Raw genomic sequence first — 24,038 nt, 5'->3', positions numbered from 1 at the left:
CCACCGCTGATCGAGCTTGTCGAGATCACTTCCCAAGCGCCCCGGCCCGCCGGGCGGCCGCCGGGCCTAAATGTGTGTCGTATTGAAGGATGTGGCTGCTGCAGCACACACATCCTTCGATTGGACACACATTTAGGTGCGGCTCGCTGCCACCGCTGGTCGGGTGATCTCGACAAGCTCGATCAGCGGTTGGCGAGCAAGCCCGATCAGCGGTTGGCGATCAGCGGTTCGCGAGCAAGCCCGATCAGCGGTTGGCGAGCAGCGGTTGGCGATCAGCGGTGGGCGAGCAGGGCCCGATCAGCGACGGCCGACGACCGTCAGCTCCGCACGACCATCACGGGAGCGTTGGCCTCGCGCAGCACCTTCTGGCTCGTCGACCCCAGGAGCAGGCCGGTGAAGCCACCGCGACCACGGCTGCCGACCACGATGAGCGACGCCTTGTCGCCTGCGGCGTCGAGCACGGCCTTCGCCGGGTCCTCGGGAATCACCTTGCGCTCGATCGTGACGTCGGGGAAGTCCGACGCAAAGCCCGCCAGCCGCTCTGCGAGTGCTTCGACGGCATCCTGCGACATACGAGTGACCTCGTCGGGATCGATTCCGTAGCCGTGCAAGGCGTCGACGTCGAGCGGGGTCCAGGTGTGCACCGCGACGAGCGGCACGTTACGCAACGACGCCTGGCGGAACGCCTCCTTGATGGCAGCCTCGCTCACCGGCGAGTCGTCGATGCCGACGACGACAGGTCCGTCGGTGTTGCCCTCGCCGTCAATCACGACGACGCGACCGTGGTGGTGCGCGGCAACGGTCATGCTGACGGAGCCGAGGAAGAGTCCCTTCACGCTGCCGAGCTTGCGTGTTCCGACGACGATGAGTGCGGCGTCCTTGCCGAGTTCGAGCAGGACTCGGGCTGCGTCACCGTCGACGATCGACGTGTGGATGGTGATGTCTGGAGCAACTTCCTTCGCTGCGGCGGCAGCGCTCTGGACGGCGTCGGTGGCGTCCTGCCGAATCGCATCGATCACGTCCTGCGGGATGATGAGTCCCGGAGCGTAGTCGCTCGTGCTCGCGTCGTAGACCCCGACCAGCTTCAGGTCGAGGTGTTCGAGTTCTGCTTCCTTCGCAGCCCAACGGACCGCTGCCGTTGCCGCTTCAGAACCGTCGACGCCGACGAGAATCGCGTTCATCTGTTCTCCAACTCCTCACAACTGTCTGCTCAGTAACCCTCACCATCCATCGTGCCCGCCGACGGTTGCGAGGGCAATGGAAGAAAGTCCTGAAGGTGTCAGCAGAGCCTTCGGCGGTGATCGGCGGATGTACGGTGGATGAACCGCCGCCCAAATCCGGAACAAACGGCACCTTCACCCGAACTGATTGGTGGTGACCCAAAATGACTGGGCCGCAAGACAATTTGCCCAGCGATCGAGATGGTCGGAACGAGGGCGAATCCACCGGCAGCCCATCACCGTCCGAGCCGAGTGAGTTCCGTCGCGCAATGACGTCAGTGGTGATCACGGTGCTTTTCACGGTCGCCATCGTGTTAGTCGCGGCCGCGTCGTCGGACGGCCTGCAAACGCTGTTGCTCGTCGTCGCCCCGATTGTCGTACTGATCGCAGCACTGTCGACAGCGGTACGCACGTACCGGGTCTGGCGCGCCGCCGGCCGCTGGCAGATCTGGCAGGGCGCAATGTGGTTCGAGTTCGCCTTCTTCGTCATCGTGCTGTTCGGCACGGCGCCGCTACTGCTGGCGGATTGATACTCGACACCAGGCGGCAGGACCCCTACCCCGCCACCGGGGCGTGGCGGCGGGCAGGCTGGTTGCGGCACAACCGGATTCGACGGTCCACCCGGATCGTGGGCTAGCGCGCGGGTCGGGTTGGCGCGCGGGTCGGCTGACGCGGTGGTCAGGTGACACAGCGGTCAGGCGGCGTCGGCCAAAGGCGGGTCGACGTCTCCGGGCGGATCGACGCCGCTGAGCCGGTTGGGGCCGCCGAGGCGGTCGAGGCCTGGTGGAGCCGGACCTGTTGGCGCGTCTGGGCCTGTGGGTGGCTCGGGGTCGGGTGGATCAGCGAGGTTCCATTGGATGTCGACGCGCGAGCTCAGGCGCAGGGTGTCGCCGGTGGGCATCGCGTCCGCCAGTGCGAGCTCGACGCCGGTGACCGTGTGGCGTGTCGTCTGCCGGCTCGCAGGTGGCGGTTCTTGTATCGAGGGTGGCGATGCCATCCAGGCGCCGACTGCGTCCGCGACGATCTCGGCATCGGCTGTACCTGGAGGCCGCGCGCCGATCTCGGTGTCGGCTGTGTCCGAGGCGAATTCGGCCCCAGCCGCTTCGGCGACAAACCCTGTACCCGCTGCGTCCGGGACGTTCTCGGCCGCAGCTATGTCTGCGATCGCGTCACCGGCGGCGCGTGCTGCGGCGGCGGCTTCGGTGCTGGTGTGTTCGGCGGTGAGGTAGTCGTGGAAGTCGGCTTTGACGTCAGCGACGCGGTTGATGCGTTCGGGATTGGCCGGCATGCCCGGTTTAGCGTTGAGCCGCCATGCAACACGTCCGGTATCAGGGCCCTCGGTGATCATGCGGGTGGTGAATTGGCCGGGTTTAGGACCAACCCTGCGGTTGTGCACATCACACGCCGGGACGAGTTGGTCGATGTCGGTCAACCCGCCGTCGGCCCAGTCCTTGGCGGCGTGATGCATCTGCACCCTGCTCGCGGGTTGGTTACAGCCGGGGGCGGAACACATCTTCCCGCCCGCCGAGGCGAACGATGCGAGTCGTTGCCCCAGCGTGGCGATCCGTTTCGACCGACCAAGGTAGAGAGGGATGCTGGTGTGTTCACCGAACACCGCCAAATACTGGCTCGCCCCGGCGGAGGCGGCCATCTCGATCACATCGCCGATCGGCAGCAGTGTTCCGGATGTGGTTTGTGCGATCCCGGCCTGTGCTTCGAGTTCGTGCAGGCTGGTGGTGACGATCACCTGGATCGGCAATCCCCGATGCGTGTTGCCCAACATCCCGGATTCGAGTACCTGCCCGAGGAGGGCGGAGAAGGCGTCGTGGTTGCGTTGGGCGGGTGAGCGTTGATCCCGCAGCGCCGCCGCCGCGACCTGCTCCGCATTCGCGGTGGTGATCGGACCGACAGGCGACTCGGGGTCGTCGGGGTTGTTCATGCCGGGTTTGGCCCACGAGTCGAGCACGGTGTCCAGCCGGGCTCGGGCGATCGGATCCAAATCAGCAGTCAACCGCGACATCAACTGCGCGTTTTGCCGGTTCACCCACAAGCGGCGTCGCCGTTTGCGGTCTTTCGGGTTGGTGAGTGTCCCATCCGGATCGAGATGCGCCAACAATCGTGAACCGAGGTTGGTGATTTCGGCGGGCGTGAACTGGACCGCGTAGCCGGCCATCTGTGCTTCGGCGGCAGCTTTCGTCTCGGCGGACACCTCACCGGGGATGGCCTCCAACACCTCGAGTACCGCGCGGACGTGTGCGCCGGCGACGCGTCCTTCCACGACGTAGCCGGCCAACGTCGGACAGGAGGGCGGGAGGCGGTCGCCGCAGATGGTGGTGAATGAACCGGTCGCCGCGATCACCCGATACCTAGCTGCGGGATCACCGATATGCAGACGCTGCCCCATGAAGTTGCGAATATCGCGGAACCCCAAACCGTGGGGCAGGTCGCGGTCGGACGCTTCCACAATCAAACGATCGGTGACCGCACCGGCCGTGCGCAACGCCAGGCGTTCGGCCTCGACGGTGGCTTCGACGAGAACGTCGTCGGACACCAACGACACATCCACGGCAGCCAACTCATCCAACACCGCTGCCAGGCGTGACAGCTTCTCCGCCACCACCGCATCCCCAGAACCCACCGCAGCAGCAGCCAAAACCGAAGGCGCGCCACCGCTTTCACTGCTGTTGCGTTTGCTGTTGCTGTTCACGTGCCGCCACCCCCGCCCCACGTCGTGTCGAATATGTGTTCTACACTACCCGGCAATGCGGACACTGTCGAGGAAAATCTCGAACACAGGATCGAATCTGTGGATGGCCGCCAACCCAGTGATCCGTGCCCAGGACCAGCCTCCTGGCGTGCCGCTCCCACTACGCCCTTCGCGTGTACAGCCGCCCTATACGCTCTACACTTCCCGCGGTGTCGACGACGCGCGTAGTGCTGGCCAACAGCTCGTGCGACACGCTCTCGATATCGATGACGATCAGCGGATAGTGTTGTCCGCCATGTCATTCCATGGTCGAGATCGCGTCGCTCGACATCGCGTTGATCGCGGTCGCGTCGTCGGACAGTTTGCAGACGCTACGGCTCATCGTCGTACTGATCGCAGCGCACCATCAATAGTGGTACGCACGTACCCGATCTGGCGTGCCGGCGACCGCTGGCAGATCCGGCCGGCGCAATGTAATTCGAGTTCACCTTGTGTCGTCGTGCTATCCAGCACGGCACCGCCACTGCGTCCTCTGCCGCTACTGCTACTGCTACTGCTACTGCTACTGCTACTGGCTCAGTGATACTCACGGCACCGGCCGCGGTGCGGTGTGGTCGGTCCACTGCGCGCCGTTCCAATAACGCACCAAAACCGCGTCGGCCGACTCCGGATACCAGCCGGGCGGCACAGACGGCGGCGGTGGGATGATCTCGATCGAAGCCGGTTCCGAAACTCGCGGCTCAGGAGCCGACGCAACCGCAGAAGCTGACGCAACGGCATGCGCTGGAGCGACGGCAGCAGGCGCAGCCAAGGTCTGTCTGGGTGCAGCGGCCTTCGCGACTACGATGGCATCGAGCTTTTCTCGAATTCGATCGACCACCGCGATACCGTCGCCCTTGACCACACTCTTGACCTCGAGGACCTTCTCCTGCGAGACGATCGCAATCTTCCCGAGCACCATTCCCGGCGACCAATTGATCGAAGTGATCGATGAAAAATCGGCCGCCTCGACCACGAGTTTGGTCCTGCTGTGGAAGGTGAATAAGACCCGGGAATCGGTGACGGTCAGGAGACCGGTGTGGAGCTCGTATAAGCCGGTACAGGCAACGTCAACCTTTTCGTCGATACCCAAGTGCGTGGTCAGGTAGGCGATCTCGACGTCAACCCCCGATTTCGTATCCATCGCCGCCTTCATCGCCGCGACGTCGGGACGCAGTGCACGATCGCTCGCAGTCGCCTTCTCTTCCTTCCACGCTTCTTTTCGCTGGTTGGCCTCAACCCTCTCGGCTTCTTTACGAACTCGATCGGCTTCTCTACGAACTCGATCCTCCTCGCTCTTCGCTTGGGTCTGCTGAGTCCTCGACTGCACCGGGGGCGTCGAGACGGCAGTCGGTTTGACGAAGCGTCGAGCCGAGTTCACGTCGTCAATAAAGGGTTGAATGTTCTTTCCCGCACTCAGGCCGAACGCATTCACATCCTGGTATCTATCTTTATCCCAGCCCACACGATCAGCCAGCACGAATCGAACCCACCCAATCGTGAGCGCTCGAGGTTCTTTGATCTCTATATCCCTGATCGCCCCGAGTGGGATAACCCACGGCGATGACATCTTCTTGTGCTTTGCGGTGCCAAAACCTCGGTGCGTGAGTGTGAGCGTTGCCGCGTCGGTGTCGAGCACCGCAGTGCAATCGGAGCCTTCATACGTTACGACCGACATCCGCATCCTCCTGGATCGATCCACATCCATCACCCGCGAGACGTCGTCGCCCCCGGCGTGCGCTCCGGTGCTGTCTCGGAGCGGTGTCGGAATCGTACATGTGCGGCATCGTCACCCCTCCACGACCACACCTATGACGACCGCCCCCGAATCCTATGCCCGCAGACCCGCGTACTTCCGCCGGAAACGTTCGACGCGTCCCTCGGTGTCGACGACCCGCGCGGTGCCGGTCCACAGCGGATGCGACGCGCTCGTGATGTCGACGACGATCAGCGGATAGTGTTGTCCGTCAGTCCATTCCACGGTCTCCGTCGACGTCGCGGTCGACCGGGTAAGGAATGGCGTGCCGGTCGCGGCGTCGCGGAAGACGACCGGGTGGTAGTCGGGATGGATGTCAGATTTCATGGGAGATCCCCTTTCTCGGAATCGTTGCGCTGTTGATCGGTGTCGAGGCCGTCTGTGATGGAGAGCAGCCCTGACCCGGGATGCGTGCTGTCGGCGCAGGGGTCCTCGTGCCGGGTGCCGAACGGGTCGTCGTACTCGCGCCAGGCATCCGGCCCCTCCGCCATTTCGACGTCGGTGAGCGTGGCGGCGTGCAATGCCTCGACAATCTCGGTGACGTCGGCGCGGTGCGCCAGGATCGTCAGCGCGTTGTGACGGTCACCGAAAGTCTCGTCCCACCGAAGCGCCGCCATCGCGAGACGAGTCTCCTCGACGTCGGAACGCTCGTCGGCCGACATCGCCGCGAGCCACTGCCCCGCTTCCTCGACCCGTAGCGCCCCGCCGGCGGACTCCAACCAGAACACGTCGTCGAATCGGGTGGCCAGCCACAGCCTCCCGCGAGAGCAGATCACGCCGTCGAGCAGATGGTCGAGGGCGTCGTGCAGGCGCGTCGGATGGAAGGGTCTGTCGCTCTCGAACACAGCCATCGACACGCCACATTCCGTGGTCAACGGTGGAGTTCCGCGCAGCAGCGGGTCATGCGGACCGAAGACAGCGCCGCGTCGGGCGGTCGGGCCGATCGCGCGCAGCAACTGAATCAGAATGCCCGGCCGGATGGGTCGTTGCGGCAACTCCATCACGATCGGAGCACCGGGCGCGAGGCGACGCAAGACCTCCATCAGCCGCGCCGACGACCATGCATCGCGAAACGCCGGGTCGGCGCCCGCGAGCACCAATGCGTCGGCGAAGGCGACCTGACCAACCGCCACCTGAGCCAGGGTGCGATCGTCGTCGGCCACAGCAGAATCCAACTCAGCAGACCACTCGACTAGCCCCGCCTCGCCGAGTGTGACGTCACCGCTCGCGGCGTCGAGCCACTCCATCTCCGACACGCACGCGATGGTCGCGTCGACGGCGACGTCGTACCCCGCGGGAGCGTCGACGAATCCCGGCATGTCCGAGCAGACGACATGCTCGATCGCCCAGCACAGCGCCTCGGGTTCGATGAGCGGATCGAGTTGCAGCACAATGCGTTCCACCGTTGATCGCTGATGGAGTCGACGCAGTAGCGGGAGCAGGTCGATCCGTAGCGTGCACGACACGCATCCGTGCTCGAGCGAGATCTCGCGAATGTCGGTGTGCTCGACGCCGTCGAGGTCGATCGTGCGTGTCGTGCGCAGCACCCGACCACTGGGTAGCGACGAGAGGTCGTGGTGGACCAGCGTGGTCCCAGCCATCGCGAGCGCGTCCGTGGTCCGCGCCACCGCGTCCCTGTCGAGCCCGGTGACCAGTGTCATCGGAGTGCGCGGTATCGACGGCCGGCGTCGTGCATCAGTTGGATCGGCCTGCACAGCCTCGCTCCTTCACGTCAGAATTATTGGCAACAATTTCCATTTAGCGTGTCGCCACGATAGCGTGGAATACCGCACTAACGCCAATCGTTTCCAACAAGGAGGTTGTGCCGTGGCAGCACGATGTCAGGTCACCGGGAGAACGCCGGGGTTCGGCAATCAGGTGTCGCACTCGCACCGAAGGACCTCACGCCGCTGGAACCCCAACATCCAACGACGCCGCTACTACCTGCCCAGCGAACGACGTTTCGTGACGCTCGACGTGAGCGCCAAGGGCATCAAGACCATCGACCACAAGGGCATCGAAGCCGTGGTCGCCCAGATTCGCGCACGAGGAGAGAAAGTCTGATGGCTCGCAACGAGATCCGACCCATAGTCAAACTCCGGTCGACGGCCGGAACCGGCTACACCTATGTCACCCGTAAGAACCGCCGCAATGATCCCGACCGCATGGTGATCCGCAAATACGACCCGATCGCCAAGCGTCACACCGAATTCCGTGAGGATCGCTGATGGCCAAGAAGTCCAAGATCATCCGCAACGAGCAGCGTCGTGAGACCGTTGCCCGCTTCGCCGAACGACGTTCGGCACTGAAGCGGACCATCGTCGACGCAGCCGCAACACCCGAACAGCGCGCACAGGCGCAGCGCGACCTGCAGGCGCTGCCCCGCAACGCGAGCCCGACGCGCATCCGCAACCGCGACGCCGTCGACGGCCGCCCGCGCGGCTACGTCGGCAAGGCAGGCGTGTCGCGCGTCCGCTTCCGCGAACTCGCCCATCGCGGCGAACTACCGGGCATCCACAAGTCGAGTTGGTGAGTACCGTCGAAGGTGTGGGCGCTCACAGCGTCCACACCTGCGGCCTACCACCCATTACCCACTACAGAGGACATCACCCATGGCGAAGCGAACACCGCGTCGGCCACGGCCAGGCGCCGACACCAAGCCCAAGCAGACGCGCAATCAGCTCAACGCGCTCAACATCACCGAAGTCGACTACAAGGACGTGAACCTGCTGCGCAAGTTCCTGTCCGACCGCGGCAAGATTCGCAGCCGACGCGTCACGGGACTGACCCCGCAGCAACAGCGCCAAGTGGCCACCGCCATCCGCAATGCGCGCGAAATGGCGTTGCTGCCCTTCGTTTCTCAGCGCTGACTCGTCGCCGCTGCGGAGTCTTCGGTTCCGGTTGCCCACAGGCGCGGTATCCGCGCGCCTGGGCAACCGCAACATTCAGCGAGTCACGATCCGCGCTGCATGTCGAGGCTGATCTCCTCGGCGTCGAGTTGCCCGAGCGCGCGGCTCAGAGCGGACGAACTGTAAGTCCCCTGACTGCGCAGCTTGAGCAGCTTCTTACGCTGAGCGGCGATGATCTCTCGACGCGTTCGTCGGATCTGCACGCGTTCTTCGAAGCTGAGGCCGTACGGCGTGCTCGCGCCGGCGGGGACCACACCGCTATTCGGATCGTCGGCCGAACCATCATCGGAATCGGTGACGGCGCCGGCCTCGGCGTCTTCCTCAGCCTCGCGGCTGACCTGTTCGAGTCGCGGTCGTAACCACGGGATCTGTCTGACCGTCTCGGACTCGGCCATCACCTTCTGGGCGGTCGCGTCGAGTTCTGCACGAAGCCGTCGACGTTCAGCGAGCATCGATTCGCTGTCGTCGCCGATCTTGAGCGTGCGGATCAACCAGGGAAGCGTGCCACCCTGGATCAGCAACGACGCCGCCGCGACCACGAATGCGACGAGAACCAGCAGCGGCCTGCTCGGCGTATCGTCCGGCAGCGTCTGAGCTGCGGCCACCGTCACCACGCCGCGCATTCCGGCCCACACCACGATCGCCGACTCCTTCGGGCCCAGCGGCGCTTCGGTGTAGTAGTCGATGTCGGCGAGGGTGCGCGTGATCCGCGAATTGATACGGGCCGCGGTGTCCGTGGAGACGGGCGGCATGTCGCCCGCCGCGAGTTTGGTGGCGTCGCGGTGGCGGCGTCGTCGAGAAGCCCTGCGCCACCACTGCCGACTCCGACGTTCCTGGTCGCGGTCGACGTCGTCGCTCGGCGTCACCGAGAAATCCGCGAGCATCGGGCGGAGCCGATCACCGCGTCGTCGCTTCCTGTCGAGCCACCACGCCAGCGGCACGACGTACAGGGCTCGCACGAGCAGCGCGACGCACAACACCGACAGCCCGATCCACACCGCGTTCGGCACGCCTTCGTGGTCGTTGTGGACGTCGGACATGAGGGTGAAGAGCTCGAGACCCATCAGCAGGAAGACCGCGCCCTCGGCGATCAGCTCGACGACGTGCCAGTTCTGCATGTCCGAGATGCGGTGCTGCGGCGTGAGATACCTGACCGCGCCCGCCCCGGTGATCAGGCCCGCGGTGACCGCGGCGACGAGACCCGACGCTCCGATCGCCTCCGCGGGCACGTACGCGATGTAGGGAACGGTGAACGAGATCGCCGTGTTGGCCGTGGCGTCGCGCATCCGCGACCGCACCCACAGGTTGGCGACGCCCACAGCTGCACCGATGGCCACCGCGCCCGCAACAGCGAAGACGAAGTTCAACGCCACGCCCCAGAACGAGATCGTGGCCGCGGTCGCCGCGACGGCAGCACGTAGGAGTACCAGCGCCGATGCGTCGTTGAGCATGCTCTCGCCCTCGAGGACCGCGACGACGCGCGACGGTACGCCCATCCGCTTGGCGATCGACGTCGCCACCGCGTCGGTCGGACTCACGATCGCACCCAACGCGACACCCGTCGCCAGCGAGATGTCAGGCACCACAAGCGTCAAGAACCACCCGACGACCACGGCACTGAGGATCACCAGCACCACCGACAGCGTGCTGATCGCGGTGAAGTCCCTGCGGAAGTCCATCGTCGGCATACCGATGGCCGCCGAATAGAGCAGCGGTGGAAGCACTCCGACCAGAATCCACTCGGGATCGACGTGGAAGGCGGGCACGAACGGCATGATGCCGATCACCGCGCCGACGAATACCAGGACAAGAGGTGCGGGAATCCGCAGGCGAGGGGCGATGTCGGTCACCAGCGCGATGAAGAGAACCGCCGCAACAACGATCAGCACCTTTTCCATCGCACCGGCCCCTTTCAGAGACTGTCGCCCGCCACTGAAGAACAATTCCACCGAAAACTGTGCCATTGACTGTTGACAACAATTTCGGTGCCACTTACCGTCGAAAGCCTACGGTGTGACACCCCACACTGTCGGCTGTGCTCACGCACCACTTGCATCTCGCGGAAGGCAATTCTCATGACGAAGGCACTGAGGTACGACCCCGACGAGACGGCGTCGAGCGACGCCGAGCACGGGCTTCCCCGCGCCGAATACGAGCAGGTCCTCGACGACCTCTCGTCGGCGTCGGTGCACCGAAACTTCGACCCCTACCTCGACATCGACTGGGACGCTGCGGACATGGACGTCGTGCCCGACGATCCGCGCTGGGTGCTCAACTACGAGGTCGACCCCATCGGCCGCCACCCCTGGTATCAGGAACAGCCGCTCGACAAGCAGATCCGCATCGGCATGTGGCGACAGGCGAACGTCGCGAAGGTCGGGTTGCAGTTCGAGTCGATCCTGATCCGCGGCCTGATGCAATACAGCTTCAAATTGCCCAACGGCGCCAAGGAATTTCGCTACACCACGCACGAGTCGAAAGAGGAGTGCAACCACACGCTGATGTTCCAGGAGCTGGTCAACCGGATCGGCATGGACGTTCCGGGCGCCAAGCTCGGCTACCGACTGATCTCCCCCGTGGTGCCGCTGGTGTCGACGACGTTCCCCACCATCTTCTTCTTCGGCATCCTCGGCGGCGAGGAGCCCATCGACCATCTCCAAAAAGACTTCCTGCGCATGCGATCCGACCTCCACCCGGCGATGGCGGCCGTCATGCAGCTACACGTCGCCGAGGAAGCACGGCACATCTCGTTCGCGCATCATCACCTCCGCGAGAACGTCGCCCGCAAGGGCCGCTTCCAGCGTTTCGTGCTCTCGCTGATGTTTCCCCTGGCCATGCGCATCCTGCTCGGCGCGATAATGGTTCCGCCGCGTGGATTCAGGCGTGAATTCGACGTCCCGCGCGACGTCATGCGCGACATCTTCTGGCGCGCCGAGTCGTCGAAGCGTGTGCGCCGCAACGTATTCGGTGATGTGCGGATGCTCGCCGAGCAGTGCGGCCTGATGAATCCGGCCTCCCGCGCAATGTGGCGAGCACTCGGGATCTCGGGCCGTTCGTCACGGTTCCGCAGCGAACCGACCTACACCGCGGCCTGAGCCCGATCACTCAACCCCTGCCACCGAAAGAGTAACGGGCCCAACATGCCACATGTCGTGACCCAGTCGTGCTGCGGCGACGCCTCGTGCGTCTACGCGTGCCCGGTCAACTGCATCCACCCGACACCGGACGAGCCGGACTTCGCGACGTCGGAGATGCTCTACATCGATCCGACGACCTGCGTCGACTGCGGGGCATGCGTCAGTGCGTGCCCGGTGGGGGCGATCGTTCCGTCGCATCGAATCCCGTTGGGGCAGGAACGTTTTGCCGACATCAACGCACTCGCCTACGCGGCCGAAGGACAGCTAGGTCTCACCGACGCACGGTTCCCCGTCGACCCGGTGCAGCGGCTTCCACTCGCGCCGATCGAGCACCCGCGGGCACTCGATTTCGACGAGCCGGTGTCCGTGGGCATCGTCGGATCGGGGCCGTCGGCAATGTATGCGGCAGACGACCTGCTCCGCCACCGCTCCGTGTCGGTGACGATCTACGAACGTCTCCGACGCCCCTTCGGCCTCGCCCGCTACGGCGTCGCCCCGGATCACACCCGAACCCGCAAAGTCATCGACCTGTTCGACGACATCGCCCGCAATCCACGAGTCGAGATCCTCCTCGACACCGAGGTCGGCCGTGACATCACGCTCGACGACCTGCGCGCACGGCATCACGCCGTGATCTGGGCGGGAGGTGCGCCGACGGATCGTCGCCTCGAGATCGAGAACATCGACGCTCCCGGCGTCGGATCGGCCACGTCGTTCGTCGGTTGGTACAACGGCCATCCCGACTTCGCCTCGCTCGATCCCGACCTGTCGCACCGCAGTGCGGTCGTCGTCGGGAACGGCAACGTCGCACTCGACGTCGCGCGCATCCTCGTCGGTGGTGCGCAAAGACTGGCCAAGACGTCGATCGCCCCTCGTGCGCTTGCCGCGCTGGAGTCGTCGTCGATCGAGCAGGTCACGGTGCTCGGGCGTCGAGGTCCAGAGCATGCCGCCTTCACGTTGCCCGAACTCGTCGGCCTCGCCGACAACGGCGTGCGAGTGGTCACCGACCCCGCCGACTTCACAGACGTGCCCTTCGACGACCTCGACGCGGTGGCACGGGCCAAGCTCGAACTCCTCGCAGAACTGGCGACCGACGAGCCCGTCTCCGGTCGCCACATCCGCCTCGCGTTCCACCACACACCGCAGGCGGTGTCGGTCGACGGCTTCGGCGCCGCTGACGGACTCGTCGTCACGAACACAGGCGGCACCCACACGACGACGCTGCCCGCGGGACTGATTCTCACCTCAGTCGGGTACCGCGGTCGGCCTGTCCCCGGACTTCCATTCGACGCCGCGCGCGGCGTGATCCCGCACGACCAAGGACGCGTCGTCGACGAGGGTCGTCGTGTGCCGGGGATGTACGTGACCGGGTGGATCAAGCGCGGGCCGTCGGGCTTCATCGGTACCAACAAGACAGACTCCGGCGAGACCGTCGCTTCGCTGTTGGCCGATCTCGAAGCCGGTCTGCTGCCGCGACCGTCGCACCAACAGACGCGGGGGTCACGCGCAACGCTCGTCCGGGCCGGCCGCTGATCGGTAGATTTGCGGGCATGAGCCCTTCAAAGCCGACTCAACAAGCCGAATACGACCGCACGACGACCGAGGCGAACCTGCCGCTGCTCGCGACGGAAATGCGTCTCGGCCTCCGCGAGTACGTCAAAGACGAGGGGCTAAAACTTGACGATCAGTCCCCCGCGTGGGTCACCCGCAGTTCGCAGTCGGTGAAGCCGGGTCCGCTGGCGCCACAGAGCTCAGAACCCGACACCGACGACACCGATTTCGGGACGCTCGTCGTGCTGACGCCCGCGCATCTGATCGTCGAGGTGGTCGGGTCGAGCAAAGGAGTCGTCGTGACGTCTGTGCCATTTGCGCAGGCCACGCTGTCGCCGACGGACGCGTTGTCGACCAATCCTTCCGAGCGTGGGTTCACGGTGTCCGGCTTCGACGACGCCGGGCCGCTCGGCAACACCTGCCACATCGGGCTCGGACCGGAGTCGGAAGCCGACGACTGTTTTGCCGCTGTGCGTTCCGCAATTTTCAGTGCCGCCGGTATCTGAATCGACGCAATGTCACAATTCGGTTTCCTACGTTCGAATGACACCGACTGAGCGTCGCATAGACATGCGCTCACGAGTATCGTCATCCCGCGACGGGGGTGGCCTTGGGGATGAACAACACACTTTCACGGTTTGCTTATATCGATGCAGCACGGTCGACAGCTCAGAACTTCGTCGACCTCGTGTGCAGCATCGACAACCCAGACGCGTCGCTGGGAAGGCGGTCGAAGTGGACCATCGCAGAGTGTGTCGGACACGTCGCCAGCGAGCCCTCCCGCTACCTTGACCTGGCATGTGGCGCCACAGCGTGGCCGAGCCGCCCCTCTGATCTCAAGGACATCTACGCAAAGCAGATCGCGAATCTGACCACCCGTGACGTACACAAGCTCGCGGCAAGGCTTCTCGACGACCTCGACGAACTGTTGGATCTGGTCGGCCACTTCGGTGCGCGGGTGCCCGTCATGCCCGTCGAAGGTGATTGCCGCGGAGTCCGCGCCGACTCCGCGCTCGGCATACTGATCGGGAAAATGACCGTGCACGGCCACGACATCGCGCGAACGGTCGGCGCCCACTGGGAACTCGACCCCGGTGTCGCACCGCTGGTCGCACGCGGACGGCACCAACTGTTGCCCTGCTGGATCGATCATCTCGGCGAGGCGTCACCCGACGCCACGTTCGAGATCCGATTCCGCGGGACCGACGAGCGCTTCGTGTACCAGTTCGCCGACGGACACCTCGAGATCAATCCCGACGAGCACGCCGATCCCGATCTCTACGTGAGCGTCAAACCGGCTGCGGGCGTGCTGATCGGCTACGGCCGCATGTCTCCGATACGTGCGCTACTGACAGGACGAGCCATGGCCTGGGGTCCCAGTCCATGGCTCGCTACCCATCTTGTCAAGCGGTTCGCGCCGCTTGATGCCTGACGCGACCGCCGCCGCGCTGCTGTCCACGACTCTGCGTGTTCGAGCCCTGCTGACCACGCGGCTGACCGCCGCGCGCCTGGCCTGAGCCGCGCTGGCTCGAGCTACCCTGCCCGGAACTGCGCTGGCCCGAACCACGCTGGCTCGACCCGCGCTGACCCGAACCACGCGAGCTCTGCGCGTCGCGGGGTCCGCCGCTGCGGCGTCGTGCACCGTTGGCGCCACCACGACCACGTCCACCGCCGGCTCCCTGACGGGACTGTGCGGCAGGGCGGGCGGGCTCCGGTGTCGGCTCGACTCGCTCGGCGCGTGCGCCGACGAGAGCGTCGACCTCTGCCGAGCTCGGGCGCACCCGAACCGGCTTGACCTTGATCGCAGCCTTGCCGAGCAAGCCGGCAACGTCGCGACGCTGATCCGGCAGGCACAGTGTGACGACATCGCCCGCGTTGCCCGCACGCGCGGTGCGGCCGGAGCGGTGGAGGTACGCCTTGTGCTCGGCGGGCGGGTCGACGTGGACGACGAGCTCGATGGCATCGACGTGCACACCGCGCGCGGCGACGTCGGTCGCCACGAGCACGCGCACACCGCCCTCGCCGAACGCCTTCAGGTTCCGATCACGTTGCGGCTGAGACAGATTGCCGTGCAGGTCGACGGCGGGGATGCCGTCGGAGGTGAGCTTCTTGGCGAGCTTGCGCGCCTGATGCTTGGTACGTGTGAAGAGGATTCGACGTCCCGTTCCCGATGCGAGCTCGGCGACCATGGCGTTCTTGTCGGCGTGCTCGATCTCGAAGACGTGGTGCGTCATAGCCTCGACGGGCGACGTGGCCTCGTCGACCGAGTGCATCGTCGGATTGTCGAGGAAGCGCTTGGCCAGCTTGTCGACGCCGCGGTCAAGGGTGGCCGAGAAGAGCATCCGCTGTCCGTCGGCAGGCGTTGCGGCCAGGATTCGGGTGACTCCGGGAAGGAAGCCCAGGTCGGCCATGTGGTCGGCCTCGTCGATGACGGTGATCTCGACGTTGTCGAGACGAACGATGCGCTGCTGCATCAGGTCTTCGAGTCGTCCGGGGCATGCGACGACGATGTCGACGCCGCGCCCGAGCGCCTGCTCCTGACGGGCCTGCTTGACGCCACCGAAGATCGTGGTGACGGTCAGGCCGACGGCCTTCGCCAGCGGCTCGACCGCGGTGGCGATCTGTGTGGCCAACTCACGCGTCGGCGCGAGGATGAGGCCGGTGGGCGCGCCGGGGACGCGGTCGACGTCGAGCTCGGCCAGTCCGGCGACCAGCGGGATCGAAAACGCAAGTGTCTTACCGGAACCCGTACGGCCGCGGCCGAGGACGTCGCCGCCGTCGAGTGTGGCGGGAAGGGTGTCGGTCTGGATGGGGAAAGCCTCGGATTTTCCGTCCGCGGCAAGGACTTTCACGATCTCGGCAGGTACGCCGAGCTCGGCAAATGTAGTCATGTAAAAGGTCTCTCTACGTGCTCATCAGCACTGCGGACCACGGTGGCCTGTGCTGTGGTGGCGAAATCGCGGGTGCGCGAAGTCGTTTCGCCGTATGAAGTCAAAGAGCGGAGGTCGACCCCGGGCTATGTGGGGGACCCGCCGCGAGAATTGCGATCTACGACGCGTTGGCTATGTCTGTGCACGCCAATAGGTTCACCTTACGCGAGGCCGTCCGAGTGAGCGAATCATGGTGAGCGCAGTCACGTTTGCGCCCCGAAGTGGTTGCGGCGGAAATGTCAGAAAGCTTCGCTGACCAGTACCGCGAATGTGCCGGGCTCCAGTGCGTCGAAGACATGGTCGGCATCTCCGGGATACGAGATGTAGTCGCCGGGCCGAAGCTCGACCGGATCGTCGAGGGGTCCAACCAACGCCCTCCCCGCAGACAGAACGACATGTTCGACGACGCCGCGCGCGTGCGGGCGAGACACTTTCGGCTCCCCCGGCTCGGCGCGCAGCAAGAAGATGTCGCGTCGCGACGACGGCGAAGCCGCGGACAACAGCGTCGAGATGTACTCGGCGGTCGCCGACGGAATGGCCGGTCCGTCACCGAACCTGATCACCTCCACCCGACGCGGCGGGGTGTCGACGAGGTCGGAGAAGGTCAGGCCGAGCGCCTCACTCAGCGCCCAGACGGTCTCGATGCTCGGGTTACCAAGACCCTGCTCTAGCTGCGACAACGTCGATTTTCCGATGCCTGCACGCCGTGCGAGTTCGCCGATCGACAGGCCGACGCGCGCCCGCTCACGCTTGAGCGCCGCTGCGATCACCGCGGTGGGACCCGACGCCGTCGGATCGGCCTCGGATCGACCCGCAGCGCCACCGAGGTGGTCGTCCGGCAAATCGTCCGAGTGTTCATCTTGACGAACAGTACCCATATGTTCATCATAGTGGTCATGCGTTCGTCATGGGAAACACTCGGCTACGACACGCTGCGCAGCGTCGCAGTGATGGCGCTGTCGGTGTTCGTCATCGGATGCTCGTACGGCGTCGCCGGTCACAGCGCAGGGCTCAGTTGGTGGCAGATCCTGACCATCGCCTGCGTGGTGATGGCGGGCTCGAGCGAGTTCGTTTTCGTCGGCATTCTCGCCACCGGCGGACTGCCCATCGTCGGCGCTCTGGCCGGCCTGCTCGTCAATACCCGCAACCTCGGCTACGGTCTGTCCGTCGGGCCGTATCTCGGCTCTGGCATGCGCCGACTCGTCGGAGCACACATGGTGAACGACGAGACGGCCGCCCTGACCGCCGCAGCACCCGACGCCGAACGTGCGCGTGCCGCCTTCCTGTGGTGTGGGATCGGCGTGCTCGTCTCGTGGCCGGCGGGCTCAGCCGTGGGTTCTGCTGCGGGACAGGTCATCTCGAGTCCCGAGACACTTGGACTCGACGCCGCGTTCCCCGCACTGCTGGCCGCACTGGCTATTTCGGCACTGCGCGCACAACGTTCCGAGCGCGGCAAGCTCGGCGCGTCGCTGGCCCTGGGTGCCGTGATCGCCGTTGCCACAACGCCTTTCGTCCCCGCGGGCGTCCCGGTCCTGATGGCTCTCGCCGGGCTTCTTGCCGGCGTCCCACTCCCCCGCCGCAATGCCGACCGCGCACTGGATACTGCCGAGCGTGCGCTCCATCCCTCCGACAGTGCGCCTCGTTACGCCGAAAGTGCGCCTCATACCGCAGCCCGTGCGTCTCGTTATACCGACCGTGCGCTCCATACCGCCGAGCGTGCGTCGTGACGCACGGGACGCAACTGTTCATCGGCGTCGCGGTGCTGGCTGCGGGTACCTATGCTCTGCGGTTGGCCGGCCCCCTGTTGCGCTCACGAATCACCGTGTCGGAAAAAGTGCGCGCGCTGATCGACCGCGCCGCGCTGGTACTCCTTGTCGCGGTCGCCGCGACCGGCGCTCTCTACGCCGGGCAGGATCTGTCCGGATGGGCGCGGCCGGCGGGAGTTGCCGCCGGGGTGGTGGCCGCACTGCTCAAGGCACCGCTGATCGTGGTGATCTTGCTGGCGGCAGGTGTTGCCGCTGGGCTCCGGGCCATTGGCGTTGCGTGAGCTTGCCCAGGCCCCGATCCCAGGGTCGGCGCCGCGCAGAAAACCACACCCCGCGCAGCGCGCGCATGTACCGGTACGTGCGGAGCACCGGAAGGCTGTGGTTTTCTGCGCGCTCGCTGACTCCGCCCTACGCCGACCTGCGCCCGAAGCACAGATGAGTGATCGGACTTACTCGCTCGCGGTGTTGCGTGAGCTCGCTCTTACTCGGAGCACAGGGCGTGTACTTTTTGCACGCTTGACCCAAATCCCCTCTCCGCGACCCGGACACGACGGCATTACTGGTTCGAATCCCCCGGCGCGAGAGCTTGTCGTCAGCACACGAACGCCCGAAGATCCTTGAGTTCGCATCGATCTACCGAGGGATCTCACACATGCGTAAGCGCCCGACTCCACGCGTCCTGTCCATGCTGCACTCGACGCACCGCGACTCTCGTTCGGCGCCAAGCACATCCTGCGGGCCTGGCCACCGCGGCCACCGGCAACGCCCAGGCAGTGGCCGACGGATACACCTTCGGGAGCTGGGGTACCGCTCCGCACATTTCGGAGTTCTCACCGTCGGGCGAAATGACGTACGACGCAACGCTTCCGGTCGGCACCTATCGCGCCTACCTCGACACGTGGTCGTGATCGGAACGGCCTGAGCCGTAATGCTTCATCAGCTCCTGAGATCGACTCCGCCGACCGCTCGTCCGGCGAGTAGCGCCACAAGCTCGCTCGCTGGACGAGAGACCACCTCGCTGCCGTCACCGAACGACCACGCGAGATCGGTTGCACGAAGCGTGCGATTGCCGACATCCACTCCGAACTGTCGACCTGCGATTCCATCCGCGAGCGAGTCGAGGACAATCAGCGTCGCGTCATCAGACGAGCTGCGCGGCAACGTATTCGGAACGGTGATGTCGGCAGAGTGGATCACCGCGTGAGTCAGCGCGCCTGCGGCTCCACCTCCAGGTGGCGCCCACCCGGCCATGGTGTCGCCGCGCAGGTCGTCGAGTAGCTCGCTGAACGGTCGGCGCGCGTCACGCTCCGCGATCGTCTGCGACAGCTTTTCGAAGTCGCCATCCACCGCGGATAGCTCCGCCATGAAGGCGGGCCCGTCGTAGCGTGCGGCCATCGTCATATGTGCAACGACGTGCCGCACGCGCCATCCCGCGCACAGTGTTTCGGCGTCGGCAAGAGCGGCGCCACCGCCCAGCGACTGCGCGCCGTCGTCGAGGAGATCAGCCAACGCGGACAGTTGCAGGCCGACGAGCGCCTGAAGGTCGGTGGTCGAGATGTTCATGAGGGTTCTTTCGGTTGTCGGGCAAGGTCTTCGACGTAGGTGACGCCACGTTCGAGCGCCGTCTGCCAACCGGCCCTCGCTTCTGGTGTGCGATATTCCGGTGGCAAACCTCGCTGATGGGTGACGACTTCCGTTGTGCCGTCGCCGAGGTCGACGAATGTCAGCGAGGTGTGCACTCCGGAGTCCACTTCACGCCAAGCCAAGAACCGCGGTGCCTCCACGTCGGTGTACTCGGCGCGCATCCGGTACTCCGAGCCGTCGACGTCGTTGACCATCGTCGTCTCGAAGGCGCCACCTGGGCGCAGCTCGACGACGATCCCCTCCAGCGGCGTCGACGTCCCCGTCGGACCCCAGAAGTGAGTGAGGTGTTCGGGCTCGGTCATACACGCGAAGACGAGTTCCCTTGGGGCACGGTAGATCCGCCGCACTGTGAAAGTGTCGTCAGCCATGACCTTTTCCCTGTTCGACGATGGACGACAAGTGCTCGGAGAGCCTGTCGTGTCGAGCCACCCACTCGTCGCGACGGCCTGCGAGCCATCGCTGGGCGGCGTCGAGTCGATGGACTTCCAGATGGCACGGGCGTGACGTACCGATCCGCGTCCGCGTCACGAGGCCGGCGTCTTCGAGTACCTTGACGTGCTTGGAGATCGACTGCTGCGTGAGCGTCGACTGTTCGGTGAGCTCGTTGATCGTCGCGTCGCCCCTGGTCAACGTTTCGACGATGGCCAGCCGCGTCGGGTCGGCGAGGGCAGCAAATGTGTCGCCCAGTTGAGCTGTCATCACCACTCACTTTCCATCTTCACTACTTATCAGTTGTACACGTTATGAGTAGTATAGGACGACGCAAGCGTGTTGTCACGCGGGCATGCCGCACGCAAGCTCAGGCGCCATAGGCGGCGACGAATGCTGCTGCTGCCGCGGTGGAAAGCCGTTGACGCTCAGCGCTATCGGGCAGGTCGTCGGGCATGAACTGGGCTCGATCCAGCGCGGACCCAAGCGCCAGATAGGCGAAATGCGCTGCAGCAAGACGACTCTCGTTGACGACGAGCAGCCCTGCGTCGATGTACGGCTGCAAACATTGCGCCACGACTTCGACGCCCTGCCCCGGCCCATAGTCGTAGTAGCTGCGGGCGAGATCCGGAAAGGCGTCCGCCTCGGCGATGATCAGTCGACGCAGGGACAGCACCCGCGGGTTCAGCACCGCATCGAGGTACACGAGCGCGACGCTGCGGAGCCGCGTCTCGAGCGCTCTCGACGATGTCGCGGCCGAATCGCCGAATGCTGATGTGAGCGTGGCTATTACCGCGTCCGAGTTCGACGCCACACCTTCGACGATGTCCCGGAACAGACGCTCTTTGTCGGTGAACTGCTTGTAGACGGTTTGCTTCGACACACCCGCCCGCGTCGCCACTTCGTCCATGCTCGTTCCGCGAAACCCGTTCCGCAGGAAGAGTTCCGTCGCGGCGTCGAGAATCGCCTGCCGTTTACGCTCGGTCCGCCCCGGCGTCGGCTCGTCGTCCTTCTCGCTCATTCTGCGTCAGCCAATCGTCGGAGTACTGGACAGTCTAGTTCCATCCAACCTATCATCGGTACACCCAGCGACCCCGAGGAGAGCCATGACCACATTTCGTACCGTGCTCGAGGCAACGGGCGGCAAGAACGTCGGGATCGTCGTTGACGAGGACGTCGTGCTCGCCTTCGGTCGTGGGAAGCGCGTGCCCGTCATCGTCACCATCGACGGCGATTACACATACCGCACGACCATCGGCGTGATGGGTGGGCGCTACCTCGTGTCATTCAATGCCGAAACGCGCAAGAAGACGGGACGCGGCGCCGGCGACGAGGTCGAGGTGGAGCTCGTCGTCGACCCAGACCGGTAGAGAACAGCTCAGCCGAGCGCCATCCGTAGATCCCACAGCGGCGCATGGGGTTCCATCTGCCACTGGCGTACGGCGTTGAGGCGGATGATCCGCGTGGTGCCCAGAATCAGAAGTGCAGCGAGCGGTAGTTCGGCGAGGAACGCGGTGAGTAGCGAGACCCATCGGTCGTCGGGGGCCGCGGTCATGATGTCGAACCAGGCGTCGCAGATGAGCAGGATTCCGGTGGTGAATCCCGCGAGCACCAGCAGTTGTCGACGCAGGAACGCCAGCACCGCCGTCGCGGTCATCATGGTGACGAGCAGGACGTCGAAGCCAATCCAGGTGACGGACCAGTTGTGGGCAACGTAGTCGACCGGCAGGGTCAGCCCGAGGAAGACGATCCACGGGATGAGCGCCGTCGCGCCGATCGCCATCACACCGATGCGCACGCGCCGAATCCTGCTGCGCACAACCGGGCTCGGCGCTATCCCGTCGAGCGGGCGGGACAGTCGGGCAATCAGATCCCGACGCTGCTGCGCAGTCAGAGCTGCGATCTCGGCGTCGGACAGGATGTCATGGCTCATGACCATCACCTCTCGGAGCGGACGATTCCGTCTTACCCGCTCGGGAGCCTCATCTGCCAACTACGCACCGGTTGTGCCGAAGAGTTGCTCGTAGCGTTGCTTCGGCTCGAGCGTGAGTCCGGACTTCACAAGCTTTGCCCAGTCGTCCGCCAGCACTTCCTGCTCTCCCGACTCGATGGCGTCGAGGCCGGCATTTGCCAGCTCGGCGGGTGAAAGCTTGGGCGCGTCCATGCCCTGAGACATGTCGGTGTCGACCAAACCCATGTGGATGGCCGTGACCTGCGTGCCCTGCGCGGCCAACTCGAGTCGGGTGCTGTCGGTGAGCATCCAGGCTGCTGCTTTCGACGCGGCGTACGCGCCGGCGCCCGGTGCGGTGAACCACGACAACGCAGACACGACGTTCAGGATTGCTCCCCCACCATTCGATTCGAGGATCGGCGCGAACGCACGGGTCACAAGCAGCGGCCCGTAGAAGTTGGTATCCATCTCGCGACGGATCGCTGCCTCATCTCCGGACACCAGCGGCGTTCCCGTGGAGATGCCCGCATTGTTGATCAGCAGATCGACGTCGGTCGCCGTCGCGGCGGCAGCGGCGATGTCGTCGGGATTGGTGACATCGAGCGAGATCGCCTCGACGCCGTCCGCGTGGATGGTGCCGGCGTCGCGAGCCGCCGCGTAGATCTTCGACGCCCCGCGGCGCTTGAGTTGTTCGACGAACGCCGCTCCGATTCCCCTGTTCGCGCCGGTGACGAGCACAACCGCACCCTCGATGTTCATGATGGTTCCATTCTGTATCGATCGCTAGCTTATTGACTCAGCCACCGTAACACATTCTGTAACGGTCGCTATGTTATTGTCGGACCGTGGCAGGCCGACCTCGGAGTTTCGATCGCGACGCCGCCCTGCTGGCGGCCGTCGAGGAGTTCTGGCGTTCGGGATATGACGGCTCCTCCATCGCGCGGCTCACTGCCGCCATGGGCATCACGGCACCGAGCCTCTACGCGGCCTTCGGCGATAAACAGCACCTGTTCGACGAGGCGTCGGCGCTCTACTTCGACCGCGCGATCGCAGCAGTCGACGACGCAACCGCGCTGCCGACCGTCGAACAGGCGATCGCCCGAATACTCGACGACACCGCACACGCGCACACCGGACCTACGACGCCGCCCGGCTGCCTGATGCTGACCGAACCGCGCCTCGGTGCGCAGCGGGAAACCTTGCGGGCGCGCCTACAGGATCGACTCGACCAGGGCATACGCGACGGAGACCTCGCCGCCACAGTCAACAGCGATCAGTTCGCAGAGTTCCTCGTTGCCGTTCTTCGCGGAATGTCGGGATGCGCGCGCGACGGCGGCTCGACCCAGGACCTCCTAAACATCGCCGACACCGCGATGACGGCGCTGCGGGCGGTGAGCACCGCAGCAGAGAAGTCTGCGTGAGCTCACACGTTCAAGAACACCGATGCCGCATGGACTCGGCAAGTTCGCGGTCGAGGCGATCGCGCGTTCGGGTTTCCGAAACCCCTAGCCCCACATGATTTGTCCACTCGCCGCAGCTCCGAGTAGATGCTGGAGCCGTGGGACTGTCTGCCGGACACGGATAGTGGGCGCTCGAGCCAAGGCCCAAGCCGTTCGCCCGGATGCCCTCAGTAAATGGTTGATGCTGGATTCGGACCGTCTCCGTACCGGTCAAATCGAACGTGCCAGGCCCCAGGCCTATAGTCGCCCATGCGCAGGAAACTATTTGTCTCACCGCCAGGATCATCGATCCCATCGAGATCTGGTCGCCACAGTAGTGCGACATCTTCATCTCCCGTTAGTGCGCCAGGAACCTCATCCCAATCGAAGTCGGGTCCAGCGTCGTTCTCTCCGTCGGGTACTCCGTCATCGTCGTCCCATTCCGGACCTAAAGGAAGGCTCCGAAATTGCCGCCGCAGCACGCCCTGCTCGTCAATTGCATCGCGTGCAACATCAACCCACCCCCCGTTACAGCAAGAGCCTCCTCCGCGGGCGTGCGC

General features: G+C 65.0%; 28 protein-coding genes. 14 read left to right on the top strand and 14 right to left on the bottom strand.

The features are described from left to right. Nucleotides 1–317: 317 nt before the first annotated feature. On the bottom strand, nucleotides 318–1,181 hold the full coding sequence (locus GOSPT_RS02400; protein ID WP_005202566.1) for a universal stress protein: 864 nt from the start codon (nucleotides 1,179–1,181) through the stop codon (nucleotides 318–320). 308 nt (nucleotides 1,182–1,489) lie between these two features. Here GOSPT_RS02400 and GOSPT_RS02395 point away from each other — a divergent pair, with 308 nt between their 5' ends. Continuing rightward, nucleotides 1,490–1,750, top strand: coding sequence for a hypothetical protein (locus GOSPT_RS02395; RefSeq protein ID WP_210734464.1), 261 nt, complete (start codon nucleotides 1,490–1,492; stop codon nucleotides 1,748–1,750). Between the two features lie 164 nt (nucleotides 1,751–1,914). Here the strand turns inward: GOSPT_RS02395 and GOSPT_RS02390 are convergent, their stop codons facing one another. The 4 genes from GOSPT_RS02390 to mrf all read right to left on the bottom strand — a co-directional run bounded on the left by GOSPT_RS02390 (nucleotide 1,915) and on the right by mrf (nucleotide 7,383). After that, a complete protein-coding gene (locus GOSPT_RS02390) occupies nucleotides 1,915–3,927 on the bottom strand; it encodes a DUF222 domain-containing protein (RefSeq protein ID WP_005202555.1) in 2,013 nt (670 codons plus the stop codon). A 586-nt stretch (nucleotides 3,928–4,513) separates the two neighbouring features. Beyond that, on the bottom strand, nucleotides 4,514–5,644 hold the full coding sequence (locus tag GOSPT_RS22765) for a DUF2510 domain-containing protein (protein ID WP_005202554.1): 1,131 nt from the start codon (nucleotides 5,642–5,644) through the stop codon (nucleotides 4,514–4,516). A gap of 153 nt (nucleotides 5,645–5,797) precedes the next feature. After that, nucleotides 5,798–6,049 (bottom strand): type B 50S ribosomal protein L31, encoded by a 252-nt coding sequence (locus tag GOSPT_RS02380; RefSeq protein WP_005202553.1) that lies wholly within the window; start codon nucleotides 6,047–6,049, stop codon nucleotides 5,798–5,800. After that, nucleotides 6,046–7,383: a ribosome hibernation factor-recruiting GTPase MRF gene (mrf, locus tag GOSPT_RS02375; protein ID WP_005202552.1), complete on the bottom strand. Its 1,338-nt coding sequence runs from the start codon at nucleotides 7,381–7,383 to the stop codon at nucleotides 6,046–6,048. The genes GOSPT_RS02380 and mrf overlap by 4 nt, the downstream gene beginning before the upstream one ends. 166 nt (nucleotides 7,384–7,549) lie before the next feature. Between mrf and rpmB the strand changes: the two genes are divergently transcribed. The 4 genes from rpmB (at nucleotide 7,550) to rpsR (ending at nucleotide 8,592) form a co-directional block, all read left to right on the top strand. Then, on the top strand, nucleotides 7,550–7,786 hold the full coding sequence (rpmB, locus tag GOSPT_RS02370; RefSeq protein WP_005202545.1) for a 50S ribosomal protein L28: 237 nt from the start codon (nucleotides 7,550–7,552) through the stop codon (nucleotides 7,784–7,786). After that, nucleotides 7,786–7,950 carry a 50S ribosomal protein L33 gene (rpmG, locus tag GOSPT_RS02365; protein ID WP_005179659.1) on the top strand — a complete coding sequence of 55 codons (165 nt, stop codon included), beginning with the start codon at nucleotides 7,786–7,788 and terminating at the stop codon, nucleotides 7,948–7,950. Before rpmB ends, rpmG begins: the two co-directional genes overlap by 1 nt. Continuing rightward, a complete protein-coding gene (gene rpsN / locus GOSPT_RS02360; protein ID WP_005202543.1) occupies nucleotides 7,950–8,255 on the top strand; it encodes a 30S ribosomal protein S14 in 306 nt (101 codons plus the stop codon). The genes rpmG and rpsN overlap by 1 nt, the downstream gene beginning before the upstream one ends. Before the next feature lie 79 nt (nucleotides 8,256–8,334). Then, the gene (gene rpsR, locus GOSPT_RS02355) at nucleotides 8,335–8,592 is read left to right on the top strand and encodes a 30S ribosomal protein S18 (protein WP_005202542.1); all 258 of its coding nucleotides are present in this window, start codon (nucleotides 8,335–8,337) and stop codon (nucleotides 8,590–8,592) included. An 83-nt stretch (nucleotides 8,593–8,675) separates the two neighbouring features. Here the strand turns inward: rpsR and GOSPT_RS02350 are convergent, their stop codons facing one another. Then, complete coding sequence (locus tag GOSPT_RS02350; RefSeq protein ID WP_005202540.1) at nucleotides 8,676–10,529, bottom strand: cation:proton antiporter; 1,854 nt, start codon at nucleotides 10,527–10,529, stop codon at nucleotides 8,676–8,678. A gap of 177 nt (nucleotides 10,530–10,706) precedes the next feature. On the opposite strand from GOSPT_RS02350, the gene GOSPT_RS02345 reads away from it, so the two are divergent. The 4 genes from GOSPT_RS02345 to GOSPT_RS02330 all read left to right on the top strand — a co-directional run bounded on the left by GOSPT_RS02345 (nucleotide 10,707) and on the right by GOSPT_RS02330 (nucleotide 14,751). Further along, entirely contained in the window at nucleotides 10,707–11,726 is a 1,020-nt protein-coding gene (locus tag GOSPT_RS02345) for an AurF N-oxygenase family protein (protein ID WP_005202538.1), read from the top strand. A 45-nt stretch (nucleotides 11,727–11,771) separates the two neighbouring features. Beyond that, entirely contained in the window at nucleotides 11,772–13,301 is a 1,530-nt protein-coding gene (locus tag GOSPT_RS02340; protein WP_005202536.1) for a 4Fe-4S binding protein, read from the top strand. A 17-nt stretch (nucleotides 13,302–13,318) separates the two neighbouring features. Next, entirely contained in the window at nucleotides 13,319–13,825 is a 507-nt protein-coding gene (locus GOSPT_RS02335) for a hypothetical protein (RefSeq protein WP_005202534.1), read from the top strand. Between the two features lie 110 nt (nucleotides 13,826–13,935). Continuing rightward, nucleotides 13,936–14,751 (top strand): maleylpyruvate isomerase N-terminal domain-containing protein, encoded by an 816-nt coding sequence (locus tag GOSPT_RS02330; RefSeq protein ID WP_005202533.1) that lies wholly within the window; start codon nucleotides 13,936–13,938, stop codon nucleotides 14,749–14,751. Here GOSPT_RS02330 and GOSPT_RS02325 read toward each other — a convergent pair. Beyond that, nucleotides 14,723–16,210: a DEAD/DEAH box helicase gene (locus GOSPT_RS02325; RefSeq protein WP_005202531.1), complete on the bottom strand. Its 1,488-nt coding sequence runs from the start codon at nucleotides 16,208–16,210 to the stop codon at nucleotides 14,723–14,725. The genes GOSPT_RS02330 and GOSPT_RS02325 overlap by 29 nt on opposite strands. Nucleotides 16,211–16,488: 278 nt before the next feature. Beyond that, on the bottom strand, nucleotides 16,489–17,127 hold the full coding sequence (locus GOSPT_RS02320; RefSeq protein WP_005202530.1) for a helix-turn-helix domain-containing protein: 639 nt from the start codon (nucleotides 17,125–17,127) through the stop codon (nucleotides 16,489–16,491). 18 nt (nucleotides 17,128–17,145) lie between these two features. Here GOSPT_RS02320 and GOSPT_RS02315 point away from each other — a divergent pair, with 18 nt between their 5' ends. The 3 genes from GOSPT_RS02315 to GOSPT_RS24485 all read left to right on the top strand — a co-directional run bounded on the left by GOSPT_RS02315 (nucleotide 17,146) and on the right by GOSPT_RS24485 (nucleotide 18,923). Continuing rightward, nucleotides 17,146–17,976, top strand: coding sequence for an AzlC family ABC transporter permease (locus GOSPT_RS02315; protein ID WP_039854454.1), 831 nt, complete (start codon nucleotides 17,146–17,148; stop codon nucleotides 17,974–17,976). Continuing rightward, on the top strand, nucleotides 17,973–18,296 hold the full coding sequence (locus GOSPT_RS02310) for an AzlD domain-containing protein (RefSeq protein WP_005202527.1): 324 nt from the start codon (nucleotides 17,973–17,975) through the stop codon (nucleotides 18,294–18,296). The genes GOSPT_RS02315 and GOSPT_RS02310 overlap by 4 nt, the downstream gene beginning before the upstream one ends. A gap of 492 nt (nucleotides 18,297–18,788) precedes the next feature. Next, entirely contained in the window at nucleotides 18,789–18,923 is a 135-nt protein-coding gene (locus GOSPT_RS24485) for a hypothetical protein (protein WP_280985312.1), read from the top strand. Between the two features lie 28 nt (nucleotides 18,924–18,951). Here the strand turns inward: GOSPT_RS24485 and GOSPT_RS02305 are convergent, their stop codons facing one another. The 4 genes from GOSPT_RS02305 to GOSPT_RS02290 all read right to left on the bottom strand — a co-directional run bounded on the left by GOSPT_RS02305 (nucleotide 18,952) and on the right by GOSPT_RS02290 (nucleotide 21,109). Next, nucleotides 18,952–19,578 carry a maleylpyruvate isomerase family mycothiol-dependent enzyme gene (locus GOSPT_RS02305; RefSeq protein ID WP_005202526.1) on the bottom strand — a complete coding sequence of 209 codons (627 nt, stop codon included), beginning with the start codon at nucleotides 19,576–19,578 and terminating at the stop codon, nucleotides 18,952–18,954. Then, on the bottom strand, nucleotides 19,575–20,027 hold the full coding sequence (locus GOSPT_RS22760; protein WP_005202525.1) for an SRPBCC family protein: 453 nt from the start codon (nucleotides 20,025–20,027) through the stop codon (nucleotides 19,575–19,577). Before GOSPT_RS22760 ends, GOSPT_RS02305 begins: the two co-directional genes overlap by 4 nt. Then, nucleotides 20,020–20,358 (bottom strand): ArsR/SmtB family transcription factor, encoded by a 339-nt coding sequence (locus GOSPT_RS02295; protein WP_197494592.1) that lies wholly within the window; start codon nucleotides 20,356–20,358, stop codon nucleotides 20,020–20,022. The genes GOSPT_RS22760 and GOSPT_RS02295 overlap by 8 nt, the downstream gene beginning before the upstream one ends. Before the next feature lie 100 nt (nucleotides 20,359–20,458). Beyond that, nucleotides 20,459–21,109: a TetR/AcrR family transcriptional regulator gene (locus GOSPT_RS02290; protein ID WP_005202522.1), complete on the bottom strand. Its 651-nt coding sequence runs from the start codon at nucleotides 21,107–21,109 to the stop codon at nucleotides 20,459–20,461. An 85-nt stretch (nucleotides 21,110–21,194) separates the two neighbouring features. Between GOSPT_RS02290 and GOSPT_RS02285 the strand changes: the two genes are divergently transcribed. Next, nucleotides 21,195–21,458, top strand: a complete 264-nt coding sequence (locus GOSPT_RS02285) for a DUF1905 domain-containing protein (RefSeq protein WP_005202521.1) — start codon at nucleotides 21,195–21,197, stop codon at nucleotides 21,456–21,458. An 8-nt stretch (nucleotides 21,459–21,466) separates the two neighbouring features. Here GOSPT_RS02285 and GOSPT_RS02280 read toward each other — a convergent pair whose 3' ends face one another. Together GOSPT_RS02280 and GOSPT_RS02275 are read right to left on the bottom strand one after the other, a co-directional pair. Further along, on the bottom strand, nucleotides 21,467–22,021 hold the full coding sequence (locus GOSPT_RS02280) for a hypothetical protein (RefSeq protein WP_005202520.1): 555 nt from the start codon (nucleotides 22,019–22,021) through the stop codon (nucleotides 21,467–21,469). Between the two features lie 60 nt (nucleotides 22,022–22,081). Beyond that, on the bottom strand, nucleotides 22,082–22,798 hold the full coding sequence (locus tag GOSPT_RS02275) for an SDR family oxidoreductase (protein WP_005202519.1): 717 nt from the start codon (nucleotides 22,796–22,798) through the stop codon (nucleotides 22,082–22,084). A gap of 86 nt (nucleotides 22,799–22,884) precedes the next feature. Here GOSPT_RS02275 and GOSPT_RS02270 point away from each other — a divergent pair, with 86 nt between their 5' ends. After that, nucleotides 22,885–23,460, top strand: a complete 576-nt coding sequence (locus GOSPT_RS02270; RefSeq protein ID WP_005202518.1) for a TetR/AcrR family transcriptional regulator — start codon at nucleotides 22,885–22,887, stop codon at nucleotides 23,458–23,460. Nucleotides 23,461–24,038 lie beyond the last annotated feature (578 nt).

The organism is Gordonia sputi NBRC 100414, from assembly GCF_000248055.1.
Lineage (GTDB): Bacteria > Actinomycetota > Actinomycetes > Mycobacteriales > Mycobacteriaceae > Gordonia > Gordonia sputi.
The sequence above is the reverse complement of the archived record's forward strand: the minus strand, read 5'-3'. Positions and strand labels throughout refer to the sequence as shown.

Excerpts from the sequence above, each read along its gene's own strand:
- GOSPT_RS02295 (WP_197494592.1), bottom strand. The coding sequence starts at position 20,358 with ATGACAGCTCAACTGGGCGACACATTTGCTGCCCTCGCCGACCCGACG.
- GOSPT_RS02290 (WP_005202522.1), bottom strand. The coding sequence starts at position 21,109 with ATGAGCGAGAAGGACGACGAGCCGACGCCGGGGCGGACCGAGCGTAAA.
- GOSPT_RS02340 (WP_005202536.1), top strand. The coding sequence starts at position 11,772 with ATGCCACATGTCGTGACCCAGTCGTGCTGCGGCGACGCCTCGTGCGTC.
- GOSPT_RS02280 (WP_005202520.1), bottom strand. The coding sequence starts at position 22,021 with ATGAGCCATGACATCCTGTCCGACGCCGAGATCGCAGCTCTGACTGCG.
- GOSPT_RS02380 (WP_005202553.1), bottom strand. The coding sequence starts at position 6,049 with ATGAAATCTGACATCCATCCCGACTACCACCCGGTCGTCTTCCGCGAC.
- rpmG (WP_005179659.1), top strand. The coding sequence starts at position 7,786 with ATGGCTCGCAACGAGATCCGACCCATAGTCAAACTCCGGTCGACGGCC.
- GOSPT_RS02350 (WP_005202540.1), bottom strand. The coding sequence starts at position 10,529 with ATGGAAAAGGTGCTGATCGTTGTTGCGGCGGTTCTCTTCATCGCGCTG.
- GOSPT_RS02395 (WP_210734464.1), top strand. The coding sequence starts at position 1,490 with ATGACGTCAGTGGTGATCACGGTGCTTTTCACGGTCGCCATCGTGTTA.
- GOSPT_RS02335 (WP_005202534.1), top strand. The coding sequence starts at position 13,319 with ATGAGCCCTTCAAAGCCGACTCAACAAGCCGAATACGACCGCACGACG.
- rpsR (WP_005202542.1), top strand. The coding sequence starts at position 8,335 with ATGGCGAAGCGAACACCGCGTCGGCCACGGCCAGGCGCCGACACCAAG.
- rpsN (WP_005202543.1), top strand. The coding sequence starts at position 7,950 with ATGGCCAAGAAGTCCAAGATCATCCGCAACGAGCAGCGTCGTGAGACC.
- mrf (WP_005202552.1), bottom strand. The coding sequence starts at position 7,383 with ATGACACTGGTCACCGGGCTCGACAGGGACGCGGTGGCGCGGACCACG.
- GOSPT_RS22765 (WP_005202554.1), bottom strand. The coding sequence starts at position 5,644 with ATGTCGGTCGTAACGTATGAAGGCTCCGATTGCACTGCGGTGCTCGAC.
- GOSPT_RS02320 (WP_005202530.1), bottom strand. The coding sequence starts at position 17,127 with ATGGGTACTGTTCGTCAAGATGAACACTCGGACGATTTGCCGGACGAC.
- GOSPT_RS02345 (WP_005202538.1), top strand. The coding sequence starts at position 10,707 with ATGACGAAGGCACTGAGGTACGACCCCGACGAGACGGCGTCGAGCGAC.
- GOSPT_RS02315 (WP_039854454.1), top strand. The coding sequence starts at position 17,146 with ATGCGTTCGTCATGGGAAACACTCGGCTACGACACGCTGCGCAGCGTC.
- GOSPT_RS02305 (WP_005202526.1), bottom strand. The coding sequence starts at position 19,578 with ATGAACATCTCGACCACCGACCTTCAGGCGCTCGTCGGCCTGCAACTG.
- GOSPT_RS02330 (WP_005202533.1), top strand. The coding sequence starts at position 13,936 with ATGAACAACACACTTTCACGGTTTGCTTATATCGATGCAGCACGGTCG.
- GOSPT_RS22760 (WP_005202525.1), bottom strand. The coding sequence starts at position 20,027 with ATGGCTGACGACACTTTCACAGTGCGGCGGATCTACCGTGCCCCAAGG.
- GOSPT_RS02400 (WP_005202566.1), bottom strand. The coding sequence starts at position 1,181 with ATGAACGCGATTCTCGTCGGCGTCGACGGTTCTGAAGCGGCAACGGCA.
- GOSPT_RS02325 (WP_005202531.1), bottom strand. The coding sequence starts at position 16,210 with ATGACTACATTTGCCGAGCTCGGCGTACCTGCCGAGATCGTGAAAGTC.
- GOSPT_RS02285 (WP_005202521.1), top strand. The coding sequence starts at position 21,195 with ATGACCACATTTCGTACCGTGCTCGAGGCAACGGGCGGCAAGAACGTC.
- GOSPT_RS02275 (WP_005202519.1), bottom strand. The coding sequence starts at position 22,798 with ATGAACATCGAGGGTGCGGTTGTGCTCGTCACCGGCGCGAACAGGGGA.